Source organism: Methylophilus sp. VKM B-3414 (genome assembly GCF_032248435.1).
In the GTDB taxonomy this organism is placed as follows: Bacteria; Pseudomonadota; Gammaproteobacteria; order Burkholderiales; family Methylophilaceae; genus Methylophilus; species Methylophilus glucosoxydans.
The window spans coordinates 1-19,665 of the sequence record NZ_JAVTLI010000012.1 but is presented as its reverse complement, the minus strand read 5'-3'; the positions used below and the strand labels follow the sequence as shown (position 1 = coordinate 19,665).

Genomic DNA, 19,665 nt, shown 5'->3' with positions numbered 1-19,665 from the left:
CAATATGATGCCATCCGTATTATGGTCAACCTTGCAGCAGCAATGGCAAGGCTTGAAACAGCAGCTGTCGGCTTATACCTATTGCACGCCACTATTTGTGGTGCAGACCACCTGGCATGGTGTGATTCGCCACCGCCTGATGGCGCTGGCGGCAGCGTTGTCGTTTTATGCCCTGTTTGCGCTGATCCCGCTGATTGTGCTGATTTTCTTTTTACTCAGCCACTTGGTGTACTCATCGGATTATGCGATCGTGAAGCTGGCCATCCTGACCAGCAATCTGCTCCCGGAATTTAGCCAGCGCATCATGGTAGAGGTGTATCACAACACTCAAACCGAAGCCGCCTGGGGTGCTGTCGGCTTCTTTATTCTGCTATGGACCATCACCCCTCTGGCTGCACATATGCGCTCCAGCTTTTATCTGATTGCCAGCCGCCAGGATGTCCCCTCATTCTGGCATAAGAAGCTGCGGGACATCATGGCGGTACTGGGCGTGTTGCTGGTGTTCTTCCTGTTTACCGCGGCTGGCTTTGTGCTGGAATCAGTGATTGTCTTTTTGGCGCAGCACCTGCCAACAGCGATGATCAGCGTGGTCGGCTGGCTGGCTTCACTCTTGTTGACCACCTTGCTGATCGCCGGCTTTTATCATAGCTTTTGCCCTCTCCCCATCCAGTGGCGTCATTTACTCATCTCAGCCTTGCTGACGGCGACGGTGTGGATGCTGATGCGCCCTGCCTTCGGGTTATTTTTAACGGTGAATAAAAATTTTGGCGCCGTGTTTGGCAGCATGAAAGCCATGTTTGTCTCGATCAGCTGGTTATATCTCAACTTTGCCGTCTTTTTGGCGGGCATAGAATTGATGGTCACGCTGAAACAAAAAGAAATATTGCTACTGAAAGGTCTGTTTGATGATGTGCCCAATCAGCAGCATTACCTGCAAGCGCTGACACAGATCTTTGGACAGTCCTATAGCAAAGGCGACCACGTCATCCGGCAAGGCGCATTGAGTAACTACTATTACATGGTGGTCGAGGGCACCTTGCATATGACACAGCACGCTAATGGGCAGAAAAGCACCGTGCGCATTTTGCAGTCTGGCGATTTCTTTGGTGACATGGCCTTGTTTTCTCAACAAGCGGCAACCGCCAGTGTGGTGGTAGTCTCCGAGAGGGCATCCGTCATCCGCATAGAAAGCGACTACATGCACAGCTTGCTGGAACAAGCCCCTGAAATTGCCGTTAGACTGCTCAAACAGCGCTCAGACCATCCCCGCCCCCACTAACCCACCTGCTTTTTGGCACCCAATCCCCTTTTAGACAATCACCATTTGCGGGAGATCAACACACGCAATCATTGCGGAATTGTAATATCTGTTACAAAATTGTAACTATATTGGGAATTTTTCATGATGGCTATTCCACTCTCACAAGAGATCAATGCATTAATACAGCAACTGAATCGCGGCCAATTCGAGGCAGTGATTCAACGTGCTCGCCCTTTAGTGGCGCAACATCCTCGCGAATTTATCTTGCATCATTTGCTGGCGCTAGCATTCGATCAACAGCAAGCCTACCCGCAAGCGGCTGAGGCTTACCAACATGCTTTAAACCTAAACCCGCAAGTCCCTGAGCTTTGGTTCAACTATGCGATTGTTAAAACATATCTGAATGACCTGGTTGCCGCGGAGCAAGCTTATGCCCAAGCGATTGCCTTGAATCCGCAATTTTTTGAAGCCCACGGCAATCTGGGCACGATATTGCAAAAGCAAGGCCGGCTGGACGAAGCGGTCGCCAGTTATCAGCGCGGCTTGCGCATCCAGCCGCAAGATGCACGCGGTCATTTTAATCTGGGCACCGTGCTACGCGATCAAGGCGACTTGCAAGCCGCCGTACAAAGCTATGAGCGTGCCATCGATTTGTTCCCAAATTACACCGATGCCTATAACAATCTAGGGGAAACCTGGCGCGATCAGGGCGATATGACACGGGCGGTCAACTGCTATCAGCAAGCCTTGCAGCGCAATCCCCAACATGCTGCAGCCAATTACAACATGGGCGAGTTTCTATATTTGGCCAAGCGCTTCGAAGAAGCGATCCCTTACTTTGAGACATCGCAACTGGAAGATTGGCAAGCCAGAGTCTTGTATTGTTTATATCGCGCCGAACAATTTGAGGTTTTTAAACAACGTCGCGATGCAATGCTTGCGCAAGGCCCGCACACGGCACCGTTTATCGCCACCCTCTCTACGCACTACAGCATAAATCATGGCGAGCCCGACCCTTACCAGTTTTGCCCGGATGGCTTTTCGTTTGTCTATCACCGCAGCCTGCCTGAGCTGGCCCCTGGCAGCCCCTTGCTCACACAGTTATTGAACGATATCGCGCAAGCAGATATTGCTGAACGCAAACAAGCGCGGCTCACTCACGGCAAACAGTCTGCTGGCAACTTATTCAAACGGGCGGAAGCTTCGTTCCGGGCACTGGGCGAAATCGTCAAGCGAGAGTTTCGCTTATACCACGAACACTATAAACATGCGGACTGCGCCTTAATTACGCATTTTCCCTCAGCACTGGAGTTCACCAGCTCATGGTATGTCAAGATGCAAACAGGCGGGCATCTGGATGCGCATATTCATGAAATCGGCTGGATCAGCGGCGCGGTTTACCTGGCTATGCCGGAGACTGAGGATGAAAAGGAAGGCGCCTTTGAATATGGCACGCATGGCGACCAATACCCGCAATTGCATGACCGGTTTCCGACACGTTATATCAAGCCGGCGATTGGAGATATTGTGCTGTTTCCCTCTTCGCTCTTTCATAGAACGATCCCGTTTCAGGCAGACGCAGAGCGCATTTGCATTGCCTTTGATTTAAAACCCGCGACGCCAACCGGCTTCACACGTAGTGACTATTAATCTCCTACAGGTTCACAAGCCAGAAAAAATCCTTTAGTTTTATGAATTTATCAAACCGATACAGAATTTATCAATTTTGCTGATTATAGATAGGTGGCCGCAAGGTATGATAGGCATTGCATCAGACGGTAAGCTGGCCGTGGCAATGCCTTAAAACTGGCCCGCAACCCATTGTAATCTAAACCGTTCGATCAGATCCCTCACCCTTTTGGAGTCAGATCAAGATGATTTCAGCGCGCCAGTCTTGTTTTTTCCCACGCTTGCTGCTTCTCCTGCTTTACCCCTACTTCATCCAGCAAGCACATGCCAGCGTGGACGAGGCACGCACCTCAAAAAGTGAGTTACTCTACAATCTGGCCCTGTTGAGTCAGACGCCTTATCGCCCACGCCAGGAGATTTACACGGTATGTGCGTTTGAGGAAGACATTGGTCATCTCAAGGCCACCTCGCTGGAATCGCAAAAATTACAACAATCTCCGATTTTTTTGGTGACACTGAAAACACAAGCCGATGTGAAACGCTGTAATTTGCTATATATTCAAGATGTCGTCTCACAAAAGCCGTTAGAATTGCAGCAGATTATTCAAAAAGAGTCCGTGCTCACGGTTGTCCATCAGGGCAACAAGTTTGCCGAGTTTGGCCATGTAGAAATCAGCGAGCTAGACAAACGCTATCAGTTCATGCTGCGTTTGGGCGCGGCCAAACAGGCCGGCATCGTGTTCGACTCCCGCTTGATGAAACTGGCGACTAACCTTATTCAGTGATTTTGTATGTTAAAACTGCTGCCTCACCTTAAGATTGCCCATAAACTGCTGCTCACCGAGCTGGTGATGACTTTGAGTATGTTTCTGGTGTTTATCGTGTTTGCATTTGGCAGCCATTATCACAATCTGCGCACCCACATGATTCGTGACATACTGGTGCAAACTCAGGTCGTGGCCACTTCGATTGGACCCGCGGTCATGTTTGGGGAGGTCAACTCACTGACCAAAACACTGGAACCGCTGACGGATAATCAGAATATCCGCAGCATCACGATTTTTAACCAGCAGCAACAAGCGATCCAGCAACTCTATCCGCAACATCCACAATCCACTGCCGTCTGGCAATGGCTCTACCCTTTTTTCAAGGATCTGGAAGTTGAGACGCCTATCGTGGTGAATGAAAAAACGGTGGGCACCTTGCAAGCAACCATCAAGCAGGCGCAAATTGTCGATGTCCTGATTGGATTTGCCTGGTCTAACGCCATTGCGGTACTGGCAGCCGCGCTGGTCGGCTGTCTGATTATCTGGCGACTTAACCGCAATATCGTCAACCCGATTCACGCCTTACAAAGCTTTGTCAGCAATATCACTCGCAATCATCACTATGACCAACGCATCAGCATCCGCAGTCAGGATGAAATCGGCATGCTAGGCCATGACATCAACAATATGCTGGAAAGCATCCGTCAGCGTGACGCACAGCTGCAAACCGAACTGGAACATCGCAAAGTCATTGAAGAAAAATTGCAGTTCCTGGCGCACTACGACAAAAATACCCAATTACTGAACCGTCACGCGTTTGAAGAAGCGATTACGCGTAGAATCACCGCTTCCTCCAATGGCCCAGCCAATGTGTACCTGCTGTTGTTAGACTTGGACCGCTTTAAAATCGTCAATGATTCGTTTGGCCATAACACCGGGGACAAGTTGTTGCTGCAAGTGGCGCACCGCCTGCGCGGCAACCTGGCACAAAAAGATGCGATTTTCCGCCTGGGTGGCGATGAGTTTGCCATTCTGCTGGATGCCGCAGGCCGGCAAACGATAGAGCAAGTCTGCAAACGGATTATCCAGACGATTTCTGCCCAATTTATCGTCGATGACCATGAAATTAATATTGGGGTCAGCATCGGCATTGCGCAATTGAGAGCCGGATTCGACTCTAAAACCGAAGTGATGAAGAACGCGGATGTGGCGCTGTATCAAGCCAAGGATGCGGGTCGCAACACCTATCGCTTTTACAGTGAAATGGATGAAGCCAATACCTCCGAGCTACGCAATCTGCGTGAGGCGCTGCACTTCGCGCTGCAAAATCAGGAGCTGGAGCTCTATTATCAGCCCATCATCCATACACAGCTGTTGAAAACCATCGGCTTTGAGGCCTTGCTCAGATGGCGTCATCCAACCAGAGGTTTACTTAGCCCTGACCAGTTTATCCATCTGGCGGAAGGCTCGGGCCTGATTATCAGCATCGGTGCCTGGGTGATTCACCAGTCACTCAAGCAACTGGCCATGTGGCAAGAGATGTTTGACCAGGATCTGTTCATGAATGTGAATATTTCTTCGCGCCAGATTGATGACGATAGCCTGTCAGACACTATCCGCCATGCGCTGGATTTTTACCACATTTCGCCACGTACCCTGAACCTGGAAATTACCGAATCCATGGTCATGCGTAATATTGATTCTGCCAAACAAATCCTTTACTCACTGAAGCAGTTAGGCATAGGCATTGCGATTGATGATTTTGGCATTGGCCACTCGTCAATGAACTACCTGAAACAATTGCCGGTAGACATTTTAAAAATTGACAAGCAATTTACGGCGGGCATTCCGCATGACAAAGTCGATATCGCGATTGTCGACGCGTTGGTAGCGTTAGCGGTCAGCCTCAATTTAAAAGTGGTGGCAGAGGGCGTGGAAAGCGCAATCCAGTTTGAATACCTGCAATACAAACTCTGCCATCATGTGCAAGGTTACTTGTTCAGTGCGGCCTTATCTGCGAGCCAAACCACCACGTTTATGGCAGACTTCCCGGAAAGTATTCCGGCAGTGTTCAGAAAAATTGCGAGTGCAGAAAATTAATGCCGTTGATCACGCCGCATGAGTGTAGTGATCAAGCTTAAAAAAATCAAAAAAGTCGTTTTAGGGGGATCCATGTTACGTTTGAAATCTACCAGTTTCTGGCTGGGGCTGGCTTTGGTCAGCACCCATCAAGTCACTGAGGCAGCAGGCTTTGCCTTATCCGAACAAAGTGGCAGCGGGCTTGGGAATGCCTTTGCCGGAGCGGCTGCCGTGGCAGAGGATGCCAGTACGATTTTCTTCAACCCGGCTGGGATGACTTACCTGGAGGGGCGTCAGATCGTGGGTGCAGTCAACCTGATTAATGTCAGGGGAAATTTTGATAATCAAGGTAGTCAAGCAGCCAGAAATCCATCTCTAAATGGAGAAGGCGGTAATTTGGGCAGTTTTGCGGCGATTCCCAATCTTTATTACAAGCAGGACATTAACGATCAACTCAAAATCGGCCTCGGTATTGGCAGCCCATTTGGACTCAAAACCGAGTACGACAACAACTGGATAGGCCGCTTTCAAGCCATTAAATCCGAGCTTAAAACCGTCAACATCAACCCATCACTGGCCTGGAAACTTAATGACCAGTGGTCATTGGGATTTGGCGTGTCTGCCATGTGGGCACAGGCAGAGCTGACCAGTGCAGTGAATTTAGGGGCCGCAGAATCATCGATTAAAACCAAGGGGGACGACTGGGGATTTGGCTACAATCTGGGCGCCATTTACCAAGTCACGCCCGATACCCGGCTAGGCTTGGCTTTCCGTTCAAAAGTCGACCAGCACTTGAAGGGAGAAGCGCGCTCCCCTTTCACGTTGGCCAATGCGAGTCCATCGAGCACATTGAATGCCGACATTACAGCAGATTTATCCTTGCCTGAGACGCTTTCGCTCAGTAGTTTCAGCCGACTGGACGACCGCTGGGAGCTACTGACAGACATCACCTGGACACGCTGGAGCCGGTTCAAAGCATTGAGCATCATGCGCGATAATGGCTCAAATACTGCCATTGGGACCACGCAGGAACACTGGAATAATACCTTACGTTATTCGGTCGGGCTCAATTATCATTACTCAGACACACTCAAACTCAAAACCGGCATTGCTTACGATCAAGAAGCCATAGACAAGCAACATAGAACCCCCCGCATTCCTGGCAATGACCGTATCTGGCTGTCTTTGGGCGCGAGCTGGCAATATAGCCATGAAACAAAACTGGATGTTGGCTATGCACATTTGTTTATCCAAGAAGCCAGTATCTATGACGACCAGCGGGCGCTTACTCCAAGCAGGGGGCTGGTGGCCGGTCAATACAATGGCAGTGCTGATATTCTCAGCCTGCAGTTTAACCACCAATTCTAAGGCTTAAGGGCGCTGCGCACGCAGCGCTCAACCAAGCTCCCACATTTGTGACAAGTCAATTATGACGGGCGTAAGCTTCATGTAAGCCGCATGTCATCTAATCGTCATTTGCCAGCACGAAAATGCGTTGTCTTGTGACAACCCGCAATATCGCATAAAACATTGAGATTAAGATGACCATCAGACATTTTTTTAAACTGGCATTACTTCCAGTCGCAATCGGTCAGGCCCTGACCGCCCAGGCAGAAACGCCTACAACGTCCGCCAACCAAAACGATCAGGCACCAAGCTCGTTCATGACACGTTTCATGAATGATGACAACCCGTTGCGTCTGGACTTCAACGTCGGAGACCATCCATCGAACGTACAAGTGTATGGCATCATCGATATTGCGCGCACCAGTGTTAACCACTCGTTGCCTGAGAACTACGAATTACCTAACAACTTCTATCCTTACAATGGTGCAAAAATCACACCGAGAACCACCTCAAGAACCGAGTGGGTCAATGGTGGTTTGCAAGCCTCCCGTCTGGGCATCAAGGGCGAAGTCGGCAAACTACAAATGTGGGATCGTGACTTTAAATTCATGTACCAGTTTGAAGCTGGCTTCAACCCGCTTGATATGAAGTTGCATGATGCGGCACAGACGCTGGCAGACAACTCCGGGACCAATGCCAACTCTAGCGTCAGCGCGGACTCCTCCATGAACGGTGAGTTATTTGCGCGTCAGGCCTGGGTAGGGATTGATGGCGGCAAGCTGGGGCGTGTGTCATACGGTACCCAGTACAACCCATTTTTTGAAATCACCAACCCTTATGACCCTAACAGCAAGGCAGATACCTTCTCGCCCTTGGGTGAGAGCGGCACGATTGGCGGCGGTGGCGGCATCTCCGAAAACTCCCGCATGAAAAACACGGTGAAGTATGGCAATACTTACGATGTTGAAGGGCTAGGTAAGGTCAACTACGCCGGCATGTATCAGTTTGGCAATACCGCAGGCACTTCCGAGGGTTATGGCTACACCGGTCAACTGGGCTTTGAAAATAGCGTATTTGGCGTTCAGTTTGCCTTTAACGGCTTTAACAATGCCGTCAAGGCAGGCTCTGCAGCTGCTGGCAATCCAGCCGCCAACGACACCATTACTGCGTCCCTGTATAACACGGAAGCCACTTTAATCGCGTTGAAGTGGACGCCGAACAAGGAAATCAAATTCACAGGCGGCTGGGAATGGTACCGTTTGAAGCCTTCATCAGACCGGACTATCAAATACAGCAAACTGTTTGACCAGACCGTATTTGGTGGCGTCGCCACCTCTGCATTACAACCAGGTTACAAACAAGATAACAATGTCTACTACATTGGTGCCAGCTACGACTTTTCGCAGCGCATCCCAGCCCTGGCAGGTCTGACAGCCTCTGTCGGCTACTATGCAACCCGGTTTGATGCGATTGATGGCCCAACAGTCTCCACCAACTCACAAGGTAAAATTGACACCTGGACTTCAGTGATTGACTATAAGATCAACAAGCGGGTTGATACCTATGTTGCTTACACCAATAACCACTTTTCAGGGGACAAGTTCCCGCGTTCGACCTAGTATCAGGACGTGAAGGCAGTAGGTGCCGGGGTACGTTTCCGGTTCTAAGTTCGCTGCCTGTTCATAAAAAGGCCCAAGCCGTGCTTGGGCCTTTTTTCATATGTGCGAACTAACACTGCAGCAGCGCAGCTTCTTGCCGCGATTGTTGCACCAGCATTTGCTCAAAGGCCTCAGCAGGCACAGGCGGGGAATAGAAAAATCCCTGGGCAAAATCACAATGGATATCCATCAGCAAATCACGCTGCAGTGCGGTCTCCACCCCTTCAGCGATCACTTTCAGGCCTAGCTTATGCGCCATGACAATGATGGCCTCACACAAGACATAACTTTCATTGCCCGCATTCAGGTTACGGGTAAAGGACTGATCAATTTTCAAATAATCAATATCAAATTTACTGAGGTAAGAAAGCGAAGAATAGCCAGTTCCAAAATCATCGATCGCAACTTGAATCCCCAAGTCGCGATAGTACAATAAGCGCTGCTCGACGACCGGGTCGGGATTCAGTAACAAGCCTTCGGTAATTTCAACCACCAGATGCTTGCCTGCCAGCGCGTTATCCTGCAAGATTTTTCCCCAGTCATGATGAAAGCGTTGCGGGTCAACGAATTGCACCGGAGACTTGTTGACGCTAATGGCAAATGCCTCCCCCACCAGCGGCTGCCATTTGGACGCATGCGCGACCGCCCGAGAAAAAATCCAATTACCCATCGCAACAATGTCCCCCGTTTCTTCGGCCACGGGAATAAAGAGCGCCGGACTGATCAGTCCGCGTTCAGGATGCTGCCAGCGCATCAGCGCTTCGGCTTTGACGATCTTGCCCGTGTTCAAACTCACAATCGGCTGGTAGTAATCGCGCAACTCATCCTTTTCAAGGGCCGCCTTCAGGTCCCGTGCCAACATCACGCGTTGCGACATGGCCTCTTTAATCGCTAGCGAGAAAAAACGCAGGTTATTACGGCCCCGACTTTTTGCCTCATACATGGCCTGATCCGCATGCTGTATCATTTCTTCAGCATTGATGGCATCCTCGGGATACTGGCTGATGCCGATACTGACCGTGACATAGACGCGCTCCCCGCCAAGAATGGTGGCTTTAGAGATCTCCTGCATCAACTGCTGGCCGAATGCTTGCAAATCGGCACAGGCAGACTCTGGTGCAATAATGGCAAACTCATCCCCGCCCAGCCTGGCCACCTCCATATGATCATACAAGCATTGGCGTATCCGTTGGCCGATCTCAATCAACAACTCATCCCCATGCCGGTGACCGAGCGTATCATTGACCTCTTTAAAGCGGTCTAAGTCGAGCAACAACAGGCTGAGTTTTTGCTGTTGGGTTGCCGCCTCGGCAATCGCCTCTTTGAGGTGGCGATTGAAATAATGGCGGTTAGGTAATTGGGTCAGGCTATCATAATTGGCCTGTTGCCAAATCGCAGCATCGGCCTGCTTCTTATCCGTGATATCAATATGCGTACCGCGCATCATCCACGGCTGCCCGTCGGCTGTACGCGAAATCAGCCGCCCCCGATCCGCGATCCACAACCAGCGCCCGTCTTTATGTTGCATGCGGATATCGCACTCATAAAAGGCAATCTCGCCTTTGAGGTGCTGTTCAACCAAGGCCATGGCCATTTTCCAGTCATCCGGATGCGTCAGACGTTTTGGCGCCTCTACGCCTAAAGGCTGGATATCTTCGAGTTGATATCCCAGAATTTCTGCCCAGCGATGATTAAACTGGCACGCTCCGGTTTGTACATTCCACTCCCAGGTGCCCGCACGCGTCGCATCAATGATTTCAGTCAGACGCAATCGCTCCAGTTCCAGCTCGGCACGCTTGCTTTCAATTTCAGCGGTCTTTCTTTTCACCGCGAGTCTTAGCATAAACACCAGCAATACCAAACTCACGGCAACGATGAATGCCACAGCCAACATCCATAACGCTTGCCCTTCATAGAGGTCTTGCTGCAAGGGACGGCCCTTCCATCGTGCCTCAATCGCAGCCATTTCAGCCGGGGTGATGGCCGCCATGCCTTTTTCAATCAAGGCCAGAATGGGCTCATTGCCCTTTTTTACCGCCCGGTGAAACTCGCCGTGATAAAGGGTAAAAGCACGCAGTACTTTTTGATCCGCCTTTGCGCGATACAGATAATAGCTAGCCGGATAATCATCCATACACAGGATCTTGATTTCGCCCTTGAGCGTGGCGGTGATCATCTCTTCATAATTGTTATATAGCCGAAACGATTGAACCCCGGCTTGCTTCAGGTGAAAAATACAGCCATCGCCTTTTTGCACACCGACGGTAAAGCCACTCAGATGGCTGGAGGATGCCAGGCCACCTATGCTTTTATGCGCATAAATGCCCACCGGGAGCGTGGCATAAGGGGTACTGAAACTGAAGCGCTGTTCACGTTCGGGATCCTGATAAATCATCTCGATCACATCAGCATGCCCGCTCAACAATTGCTGTAGCGCCTGCTCCCAGACCATGGCAAGCAAGGTCACCTTCACCCCGGTTTTTTGCTCCCACAACTTCCAGGTATCCACCACAATGCCCACCGTATTGCCATTTGCGTCCTTAAACAAATAGGGCGGGTAATTATCATCACTGGTAACAGTAATGGTCTGTTCTGCACATCCGATACCAGGCTGCATCAAGCCCATCAAGCACAGCATGCAACCAGCAAGTATCGACACCTTTCGCATGGCGAAATACCGTAGAGATCTCTTTGCACCCTGATGAATCACGTTGACGCCACCCCCGCGGCACCATAGAGATGGTCACCTTATAGATTGATAACAATTCTATGTCGAACAATTATTTATCTTGAGAAATATGATGCATATCGTACACCGAAAAGATACATGAAAATAGCAAAGGCCTCTATCAGAAAACGCAAATCTATTTGCGTTCTGCTGAGAGAGGCCAGTGAATACTGCTTTCGCAGAGTCTATAAGAGCCTTATGAGGTCTGGTGTGAACTAAGCATCTGGTGCGCCAGCCTTGATCCTGGCGATCCAGTCTTCGACCTGAATGAAGCCTGCTTGTTGTGCTTTTTGTGCATCGGCTTCAGAGATCACGTCTTGCACAAATTCCAACCGTTTCCATTCAGCCAACGGGGTTTCGCATTGTGCAGAAGGGACGTAGCGCGAGGCACTTTCGCGCTGATAGCGGTGAATATAGCGTGGACAGTTTTGCCAGAGCTCGGACAAACTTACCTTGACAACAAACTCAGCCTCTTTGTAATGCGCCAACAAAGCTGGATCGGTTGAGACCTCACTGACGCCCTGCAAGCGGATACGATGCGGGCGCTCAAATGAAATAAACAGCAGCCCTACCTCGCCGTTACCCACCATATTGCCTACCGACAGCTGCATACCGTTGCCATTGTAGATCGGGAACATCAGCGTCTGGCTGTCCAGCACGCGGACAAATCCAGGAAAACCACCTTTGTAAGACACCGTAGGTCTGCCATTATGGTCCACCGTAGACAGGAAAAACATATCCAGTGACTCAATAAAGCCCTTGGCATCCTCATCAATTTCCGTTTTACAGGCAATTTCCTCAATACGGTCAGCCAGTTTTCTGGTGCCCTGGGCATCTTGCACCTGACGATGTATCTCTCCGAATAAGCGACTCATAACTCCCCCAATTGGTTAAACGTAGGTTTGCTGCAATCAATCCATTGACTGCAGCTATCTTAGCTTGTTTGGCGCATCATACTTGATTTAAACGGCACTATGTATGGTCTGAACAGTGGTTTCAACGAAAGGGGAATGATGTCTACAGGCACAAAACCGGCAAGCATCGCAGCTGGAAAAAGACAGGCGCGCTCAAGCTGGTGATGCCGAATGCTGTTTCACCGCAGAGCAACAAACATCAAAAAGCCCCAGTGAATGAGGGGCTTTTTGATGCGTTTTTGATGATGTTAGGACTTGAAAAATTGGATAGGAAAACTGCGCTTCTGATCATCCACACAGATTCCATCACCAATCACGTAGACGCTACCGAGCAAGCCATCGCCCTCAATATTGATTTTAAAGTCACAATTAAGCACGGCTTTTTGGTTAGCAATTAAAAAGCTTTTGCCTGAATAGGCACGACGAACCACCGCATCAGAGGCACTTTGTGCATCCACCGTACGGATCACCGGGGCCACCGTACTGGTGGCGGTCCACTTGCCAGCAAGCTTGCCATAAGGTGACTCGTCGAAGTCGATATCGCCATCGTTACTAATATCATTAATCATGATACTTCCCGTATAGACCGCCCCATCCGTACCGATCAATTGCGCTTTATTTTTATAGACGCCCAGCTTTACCATGTTCACAGAACAGCCCGCCAACAGCAATATCGCTGCCAGCAATACACCCATTTTTTTCATTCACCGGACTCCCTTAGCCAGTTATTTATTCAATGCACACCCTCATGCGCAGCCTTACCGGTTAACACCGTCATAGTTAGTCTAACAGTCCTTCACTTATTTTTGATGACAGGTGCTTTCCATTGTAGGCAGAAGTTTGACGCCTCCGCGAACACGCATTATCCATCATAGTCTAACTTAACGCATACTCACAGTGTTATATAAAAAACTGTATAAAAGCCTTTATATTTTGCATTTCACGCCGTTATAGTCACATACAATTTACAGATAAATTATCCAAAAACCATTGGGGGTTGAATCATGGCTTGCCGCAGAGTGAAAGGGCTATGTTCGGTCGTCCATATTCTTGGTCGCCTGTGTCTGATGCTAGGCATAGGTTTTAGCGGAGCAATGCTACAGGCAGAAGAAATTTTGCCAGGCGAGTTCCCACCATCAAATGCATTGGCACTCACCACACAAGAGCGTGATTGGCTGCAGCAGCACCCACGCCTCAAGGTCGCAGTGAAAAGTGGCTGGATGCCCGTAGAGTTTCAGCTGGAAAATCACAACCATGCCGGTGTCTCCATCCAGTATCTGGAGCAGATCAGCCAGCTCACCGGTTTAACATTTGTTATTGTCAACGATCATGACAACCTCACCCCGGCTGACGCGCCGCTCATGACAGGGATACGTGGTCAAAATCCGCCAGCCGGCTTTCAATTGCTCAAACAACCCTATCTGGTCACAGTCAATGCCATTTATATGGCCGCTAATCACCCTCTGGCACATCATGAAATCAGCCTGCGTGATCTCACAGACAAAACGGTTGCCGTATTCAAGGGCGGCCCCGTCGCACAAAAACTTAAAAATGAAGTCCCCACGATCAAAATCAAACTGATTGATATCGCGGATGAGGCGTTTGATGATTTGCAGTCGGGCTATGTCGATGCCTACGTTGGCAATGAGCTGGTCCTGGACTATCACATCGACTTGCATAAAATCCAGAACATCAAGAAAGTAGGCATCACCGCTATCACCAGTGACGTCTGGATGGGGGTAGACGCAAATCTGCCAACATTGGTCAGCATACTCAATAAAGCGACACAACAGATTGGCACCAATCCGCCCGAGATTATGAATACCTGGAAAGCCTCGCCTGCGCCAGAGCGGACACAATACCTGATTGCGGTCCCGGGAGTGCTTGCCTTGCTTTTGTTTCTGCAACTGCTAAAAGTCTACCGCAGCAGCAAAAAACAGGCTGTGGCCGCACAGCAGGAGATTTGGTTCCAGGCTAATCACGACTTTCTCACCAAGCTCCCTAACCGCTTTCAGTTAAAAAATGAAATTGACCAGGCCATGCAACAGGCCCGCGAATCCAAGCAGTCCCTAGGGGTCATCATTATTGATCTCGATAACTTTAAGCAGATTAACGATACGGCTGGACATGCTTTTGGCGACGAAGTGCTGATCCAGGTCGCCGCACGCATACAATGCATGATACAACCGCCTAGCCTCACCGCCCGCTTTGGCGGAGATGAGTTTTTGATGATGCTGCCAGGCATTGATCAAGCAGCTCTACAGGCTCTGTGTGAACAACTATTGCAAGTAATGTCGCCACTCTTCGAGGTTCAATCCAAAACAGTAAGCGTGTCTATGAGTATAGGGGCGGCGCTTTTTCCCGACCATGGTCAAGATGCCGACGAGCTGATTATGTTTGCCGACCAGGCGCTGTATCAGGCCAAGAAGTCAGGAAAACATCAATGTGTGCTGTTCAATCAGGCCATTTATGAAGAGTTTGCACGCAAAATGCAACTGATCGAGGCGCTTAAAGAGGCCATTCCCCAACAGCAACTGTCACTGCATTATCAGCCCATCTTTCGCTTGAGTAATCTGCAGTGTGAAAAACTGGAGGCCTTGTTACGCTGGCAACATCCGCAACTGGGCATGATCCCGCCAGACGTGTTTATCCCCATTGCAGAAGAACATAATTTTATTATTGCGCTTGGCGAATGGGTGTTTGCACAAATCATTCAAGACCTGCAACAGATCCAGCAACAGTTTGGCAAGGTAGAAATCTGCATTAATATTTCGTCCCTGCAATTTGCACACCCTGCCAGCCTGGAGCAATTTCTCGTCACCCTCAAAGCACAACATATTCCCGGAGAACAGTTCTGTTTTGAAATCACCGAACGGCTATTGCTGGACTCCTCAGTCAATACAATGGCGATGCTCAACAATCTGCATCATGCAGGGATTAAACTGGCGATTGACGACTTTGGGACGGGCTATTCCTCACTCGCCTATCTGCATAAATTCATGATTGATTATGTCAAAATCGACAAATCCTTCATCAGCAGCCTGACAGAAAATGAAAAAAATCAGGCCTTATGCAAAACGATGATTTATATGGGCAATCAGCTCAATATCAAACTGATTGCCGAGGGCGTAGAAACACAGGATCAAGAAACCCTGCTCAAGCAGATGGGCTGTCACTACTCACAAGGTTACTTAAGAGCAAAACCGCATCCACTGATTGCTGTAAAAGAATCGCTCATTCAGCAAGATTGAATCGCATCAGATCGTTAGACCACCCTTACTGAATGGCACTGAGCCGATCAATCTCGAGGTTGTTCTCTATGGTATGACATTGCAACACTTCAGCATCACCCTTCACCAGCGTCAGCTTCTCTACCGTATTGATATTGCTGGCAAACTTGCCATCCAGTTCGCCACATTTTTTTGTACGATGGCTAGCAAAACTCAAATACTCTTTTTTTCTGCCCTCAAGCTGAACGGCAGGCACCGCGCTATCGTTCATATAGGCCGCATAGGCACTTCTGAGCCTGAGTTCGGATACACTCCAGATATTAAAAACAATCATCTTTTTGGAGTTGTCTTTGTGTAAATTCTCTTCACTTGTTGCTGCAGGCACCGGATTCGCTGCCACATGTGCATGGGGTGCTACAACTGTCGTTGAGGCTGGCTGCTCGGAGGCTGGCTCAGGTGATGCATTTTTTTTGTGAGCAAGGGCATCCGTTTTTTTGCCCGATTTTTTCACCGGCATCTCCTCTGACTCAGGGGCTGGCGTCGTCTCAGACACAGCCTGTGTCAACTCGCTGGTTATTTGTGCGCTCACCTCGGGGGCAGCCACGGCAGAGACCTGATTTTGAATACGCAGGGTTGCAGCACTGCCCTCTTCGCGCTCCTCTCCCTTGATAATCAGGCCAAGCAAGATGACGATCAGCACACCTATCAATAGCACATTGATTTTACCAATCTGGATTTCGCCACGCTGAGTAGGCGCAAAATGATATGAGCAGTAGATCATGGTAGGCAAACCCTTATCCCCAAGGGTTGTGTTTGATGTTGAAGATAATGCATATTTCCACAAATTCGGTCAGGTATAGTTTTACGCCAATAGGATATGCAATCTCTAACAATGCCTTAAAAAGAAATAAATTTCAATCATTGCCATTATGTTTACACCCTTTTTCATACATTCTCACTAATGCGTAGCCAATCAAGGCAGCTCATTTAAGCCATCACACGTTTGACTGCACGAAAATGAACCGCCTGCACAGGCAAATGAGCAGTTGCAAGATAAGTGCGGGCAAGGGGTGCCTCTTGCTGCAAGCGCGGCTCTGCAGACGAAGCCATCTCTTCCTCGGCTTCCTCACGGAACAAGGCATCTCTCAAATGCGTATCCGCGCCAGCTTCATTGATCATGGGCGCATTCGTGTAAGTCAACTTGCCATTGAATCCCACAAGTACTTGAGTATCAGCAGGCACGATCGCTGTCGCTTCCACCGCCTTTGCATGCACTTTGACTGACGTTGAATCATCTACCGACAGAATCGTGAAGTACATTCCTATGCACATCACAATTAAGGCCGCAGAAACCGCGCCCATTGTAATGGCAAGTAGAGAGAGTGCACTTGTAAATGTACGCGGTGATGTTGTTTTTGGCATATTAACCTCCCCAATCACTGATGACTGTTTTCACACAGCCTATATGATCCAATAATCAACCACCTGAACGAATACACATCAGGCTGAACCTCTTGTAGGAATTTTCGTACAAGACAGGACAAAACCAGGATCAGTGGTGCCCTTAATTAAAATGAGAAGATTTCAGCCATACAAAGTAAAAAAGCACCTCCGAAGAGATGCTTTTTTTGCATTGAGATCAATATGCGTTTAATCGAATGCAGGGTTTGGTTTACCCCGCTGCACATAACCGAGATTACGTTCAGCGGTCCTAGTGGTAAATCAAGCCCTCACTTGCATCATGCCGGGATAGCTCCCAGTTGCCTATAGGAGTTTTTCCCGAATTGATTCATCAACAAACAACCCTCCCTATTTGGTGATGGCTAAAACCATACCGCTAGCATCTTTCGTTGCCAGGCAGCGCCAGTTAGTGATGATGCTCATGCTTGTTTTCTTTGCTACCGTCTTCGTGATGATGCACATGTTCATTTGCATGGCCGTCACTCCCATGATGGTGCTCATGTTCATCCGCATGACCATCTTTGCCATGGTGATGCTCGTGCTCATCCGCATGGCCGTCCTTACCGTGGTGATGCTCATGCTCATCCGCGTGTCCGTCTTTACCATGGTGGTGCTCATGCTCGTCCACGTGCCCATCGCTCCATTTATCCACAGCAATCACATTCGTTGTAGCTGTCAAATAGAAAAAACCCAGCACTAAAGCCGCAATGACTTGTTTAGGATTATCCATCCTTTACCTTTCCCAAAAATCGGACCTTCATTCTAGTGAGCGCTTGATTTTTAATCAAATACTTCATGAATTAATCCGTGTTGCAGCGGTAATGAAGATTCCGTTAGAGGATTATCGGATCGATGCAAGTTAAGCAACTAAGCCCGATGGCTTATGTACGCCAGTGCACGGAGCATTCAACTGTCGTCTGGAATACTTGTATGCACTAGGTACTAAGTGCCTCGATTCATACAAGGAGAAACACATGGCACACACATTACATTTACCACAGGCAAAGAGTCATCGCCTGTTGTCCTGGGGCTTGGCCTCCGCATTTACAGCATTGTTGCTGCTCAGTGGTTGCGCCTCAACACCCAAACCGCCAACTTCTGCTTTGCAAGCCGCGGAGCAAGCCATCGCGAGTGCAGAAAGAGCAAGTGTTGCGGATTATGCTGCCGTCGAACTGAGTACCGCACGCGACAAACTCTCTGCAGCGCACAGCGCAGTACAAGAACAAAAAATGATTCTGGCACAACGCCTCGCCCAACAGGCACGCACTGACGCTGAGTTGGCCTCCGCCCTAGCCGAAGTGGCAAAAGCCCGTGTGGTTAACGAGCAGATGCAAAAAGGGACTGACACATTAAAAATGGAAATGAAGCGTAAGACAGGAGATCAATAATGAGCACACAAATTTTTAACGCTAGAACACTCATATCCACCGCTGTGGCATCCGTCTTGTTGGTGGCATGTACAGCCAGACAAATACAACCAGAAGCGGTCAACAATGCCCGCAGTAAATTGACCATGTTGCAATCTAATCAGCCACTGGCAAGCCAGGCACCCGTCGCGATCAAGGAGGCCGAAGTGGCAGTCCGTGCTGCCGAGGTATCTCAAGGCGACAAAGAACAAGTTGCGCACCTGATGTACATCGCAGAACGCAAGGTCGATACCGCACAAGCACTGGCCGAAAGTCGCCTGCTCGTTGAGCAACGCACGGCCTTGAGCCAGCAACGGGAAACTGCACGCCTCGACTCCCGGACAAAAGAAGTTGATATTGCACGCAGCAACGCTGATTCCGCGCGGATAGAAACATTAGCGGCGCAAAAGGAGGTTGAGAACGCGCGCAGCAATGCAGAATCCTCACGGCTCAAAACACTGGCTGCACAACAAGAGTCAGCGAATGCGCAACAGAAAGCTGCTGATTTGCAACGCCAGATTGCAGAACTCAACGCCAAGCCAACCGAACGTGGCCTCGTTGTAACGCTAGGCGACGTGTTGTTTGACACCGGCAAAGCTGAGCTAAAAAGTGGTGCGACGACAAATTTAGCCAAACTTGCGACCTTCCTCAATCAGCATCAAAATCGCTCTGTGATGATCGAAGGCCACACAGACACTGTCGGCAATGCTGACTACAATCAAGCATTGTCACAGCGTCGCGCAGACTCAGTTAAGGGCTGGCTAATGAAACAGGGCATCCATTCAGACCGCCTCGTGACTGCTGGCAAGGGTGAAACCTCACCAGTCTCGGGCAATGATAGTGCATCTGGGCGCCAGTTAAACCGTCGTGTTGAAGTCATCATTGAAAATACAGACGCTAATGTTGATGAAAAAATATCGGTAAGGAATAAGCTGTAATAAGTTGCTGAGCGAGAGAAAACGCTGAATTGGAAACCAGGTTCCTGATACAAACTGGTTCTATTCTGCTACCAGCATTCACACACTCACTCTAAGATCACAGGACTGTGCTTAATTAAAAATGGTACGGCTTTGGGGGCAGGTCACTCTATCGAGATCATCTTGTGGAGGATTAATGAATCGCCCCGGCTGCATTAGATACTTTTTAGCCTCATACTTGAGGTTAATAGGAGTATTAAATGAGCAA

Annotated in this window: 15 protein-coding genes; 9 read left to right on the top strand and 6 right to left on the bottom strand. The window is 49.3% G+C overall.

Annotated elements, in window-relative coordinates; genetic code table 11:
* Positions 1-4: 4 nt before the first annotated feature.
* From Q9292_RS12350 to Q9292_RS12325, 6 genes are all read left to right on the top strand, one after another.
* The gene (locus Q9292_RS12350) at positions 5-1,279 is read left to right on the top strand and encodes a YhjD/YihY/BrkB family envelope integrity protein (protein WP_313988529.1); all 1,275 of its coding nucleotides are present in this window, start codon (positions 5-7) and stop codon (positions 1,277-1,279) included.
* Between the two features lie 126 nt (positions 1,280-1,405).
* On the top strand, positions 1,406-2,911 hold the full coding sequence (locus Q9292_RS12345) for a tetratricopeptide repeat protein (RefSeq protein ID WP_409934500.1): 1,506 nt from the start codon (positions 1,406-1,408) through the stop codon (positions 2,909-2,911).
* Between the two features lie 224 nt (positions 2,912-3,135).
* The gene (locus Q9292_RS12340) at positions 3,136-3,675 is read left to right on the top strand and encodes a YfiR family protein (protein ID WP_313988524.1); all 540 of its coding nucleotides are present in this window, start codon (positions 3,136-3,138) and stop codon (positions 3,673-3,675) included.
* A gap of 6 nt (positions 3,676-3,681) precedes the next feature.
* Positions 3,682-5,757: an EAL domain-containing protein gene (locus tag Q9292_RS12335; RefSeq protein WP_275356528.1), complete on the top strand. Its 2,076-nt coding sequence runs from the start codon at positions 3,682-3,684 to the stop codon at positions 5,755-5,757.
* A 72-nt stretch (positions 5,758-5,829) separates the two neighbouring features.
* Positions 5,830-7,104 carry an OmpP1/FadL family transporter gene (locus Q9292_RS12330; protein ID WP_313988519.1) on the top strand — a complete coding sequence of 425 codons (1,275 nt, stop codon included), beginning with the start codon at positions 5,830-5,832 and terminating at the stop codon, positions 7,102-7,104.
* A gap of 173 nt (positions 7,105-7,277) precedes the next feature.
* Complete coding sequence (locus tag Q9292_RS12325; protein WP_313988516.1) at positions 7,278-8,702, top strand: porin; 1,425 nt, start codon at positions 7,278-7,280, stop codon at positions 8,700-8,702.
* A gap of 109 nt (positions 8,703-8,811) precedes the next feature.
* Here the strand turns inward: Q9292_RS12325 and Q9292_RS12320 are convergent, their stop codons facing one another.
* From Q9292_RS12320 to Q9292_RS12310, 3 genes are all read right to left on the bottom strand, one after another.
* Positions 8,812-11,409 (bottom strand): EAL domain-containing protein, encoded by a 2,598-nt coding sequence (locus Q9292_RS12320; RefSeq protein ID WP_313988514.1) that lies wholly within the window; start codon positions 11,407-11,409, stop codon positions 8,812-8,814.
* 275 nt (positions 11,410-11,684) lie between these two features.
* Complete coding sequence (locus Q9292_RS12315; RefSeq protein WP_194749152.1) at positions 11,685-12,344, bottom strand: pyridoxamine 5'-phosphate oxidase family protein; 660 nt, start codon at positions 12,342-12,344, stop codon at positions 11,685-11,687.
* A 287-nt stretch (positions 12,345-12,631) separates the two neighbouring features.
* Positions 12,632-13,087 carry a hypothetical protein gene (locus tag Q9292_RS12310; protein ID WP_313988511.1) on the bottom strand — a complete coding sequence of 152 codons (456 nt, stop codon included), beginning with the start codon at positions 13,085-13,087 and terminating at the stop codon, positions 12,632-12,634.
* Positions 13,088-13,387: 300 nt separating this feature from the next.
* On the opposite strand from Q9292_RS12310, the gene Q9292_RS12305 reads away from it, so the two are divergent.
* Complete coding sequence (locus tag Q9292_RS12305) at positions 13,388-15,634, top strand: EAL domain-containing protein (RefSeq protein ID WP_313988508.1); 2,247 nt, start codon at positions 13,388-13,390, stop codon at positions 15,632-15,634.
* A 25-nt stretch (positions 15,635-15,659) separates the two neighbouring features.
* On the opposite strand, the gene Q9292_RS12300 is transcribed toward Q9292_RS12305, so the two are convergent.
* The 3 genes from Q9292_RS12300 to Q9292_RS12290 all read right to left on the bottom strand — a co-directional run bounded on the left by Q9292_RS12300 (position 15,660) and on the right by Q9292_RS12290 (position 17,804).
* A complete protein-coding gene (locus tag Q9292_RS12300) occupies positions 15,660-16,394 on the bottom strand; it encodes a hypothetical protein (RefSeq protein ID WP_313988506.1) in 735 nt (244 codons plus the stop codon).
* A gap of 206 nt (positions 16,395-16,600) precedes the next feature.
* Positions 16,601-17,035 carry a hypothetical protein gene (locus Q9292_RS12295; RefSeq protein WP_313988503.1) on the bottom strand — a complete coding sequence of 145 codons (435 nt, stop codon included), beginning with the start codon at positions 17,033-17,035 and terminating at the stop codon, positions 16,601-16,603.
* A 445-nt stretch (positions 17,036-17,480) separates the two neighbouring features.
* Positions 17,481-17,804, bottom strand: a complete 324-nt coding sequence (locus Q9292_RS12290; RefSeq protein ID WP_313988501.1) for a hypothetical protein — start codon at positions 17,802-17,804, stop codon at positions 17,481-17,483.
* A gap of 244 nt (positions 17,805-18,048) precedes the next feature.
* On the opposite strand from Q9292_RS12290, the gene Q9292_RS12285 reads away from it, so the two are divergent.
* On the top strand, positions 18,049-18,462 hold the full coding sequence (locus Q9292_RS12285; RefSeq protein WP_313988498.1) for a DUF4398 domain-containing protein: 414 nt from the start codon (positions 18,049-18,051) through the stop codon (positions 18,460-18,462).
* The gene (locus tag Q9292_RS12280; protein WP_313988495.1) at positions 18,462-19,418 is read left to right on the top strand and encodes an OmpA family protein; all 957 of its coding nucleotides are present in this window, start codon (positions 18,462-18,464) and stop codon (positions 19,416-19,418) included. The genes Q9292_RS12285 and Q9292_RS12280 overlap by 1 nt, the downstream gene beginning before the upstream one ends.
* Positions 19,419-19,665 lie beyond the last annotated feature (247 nt).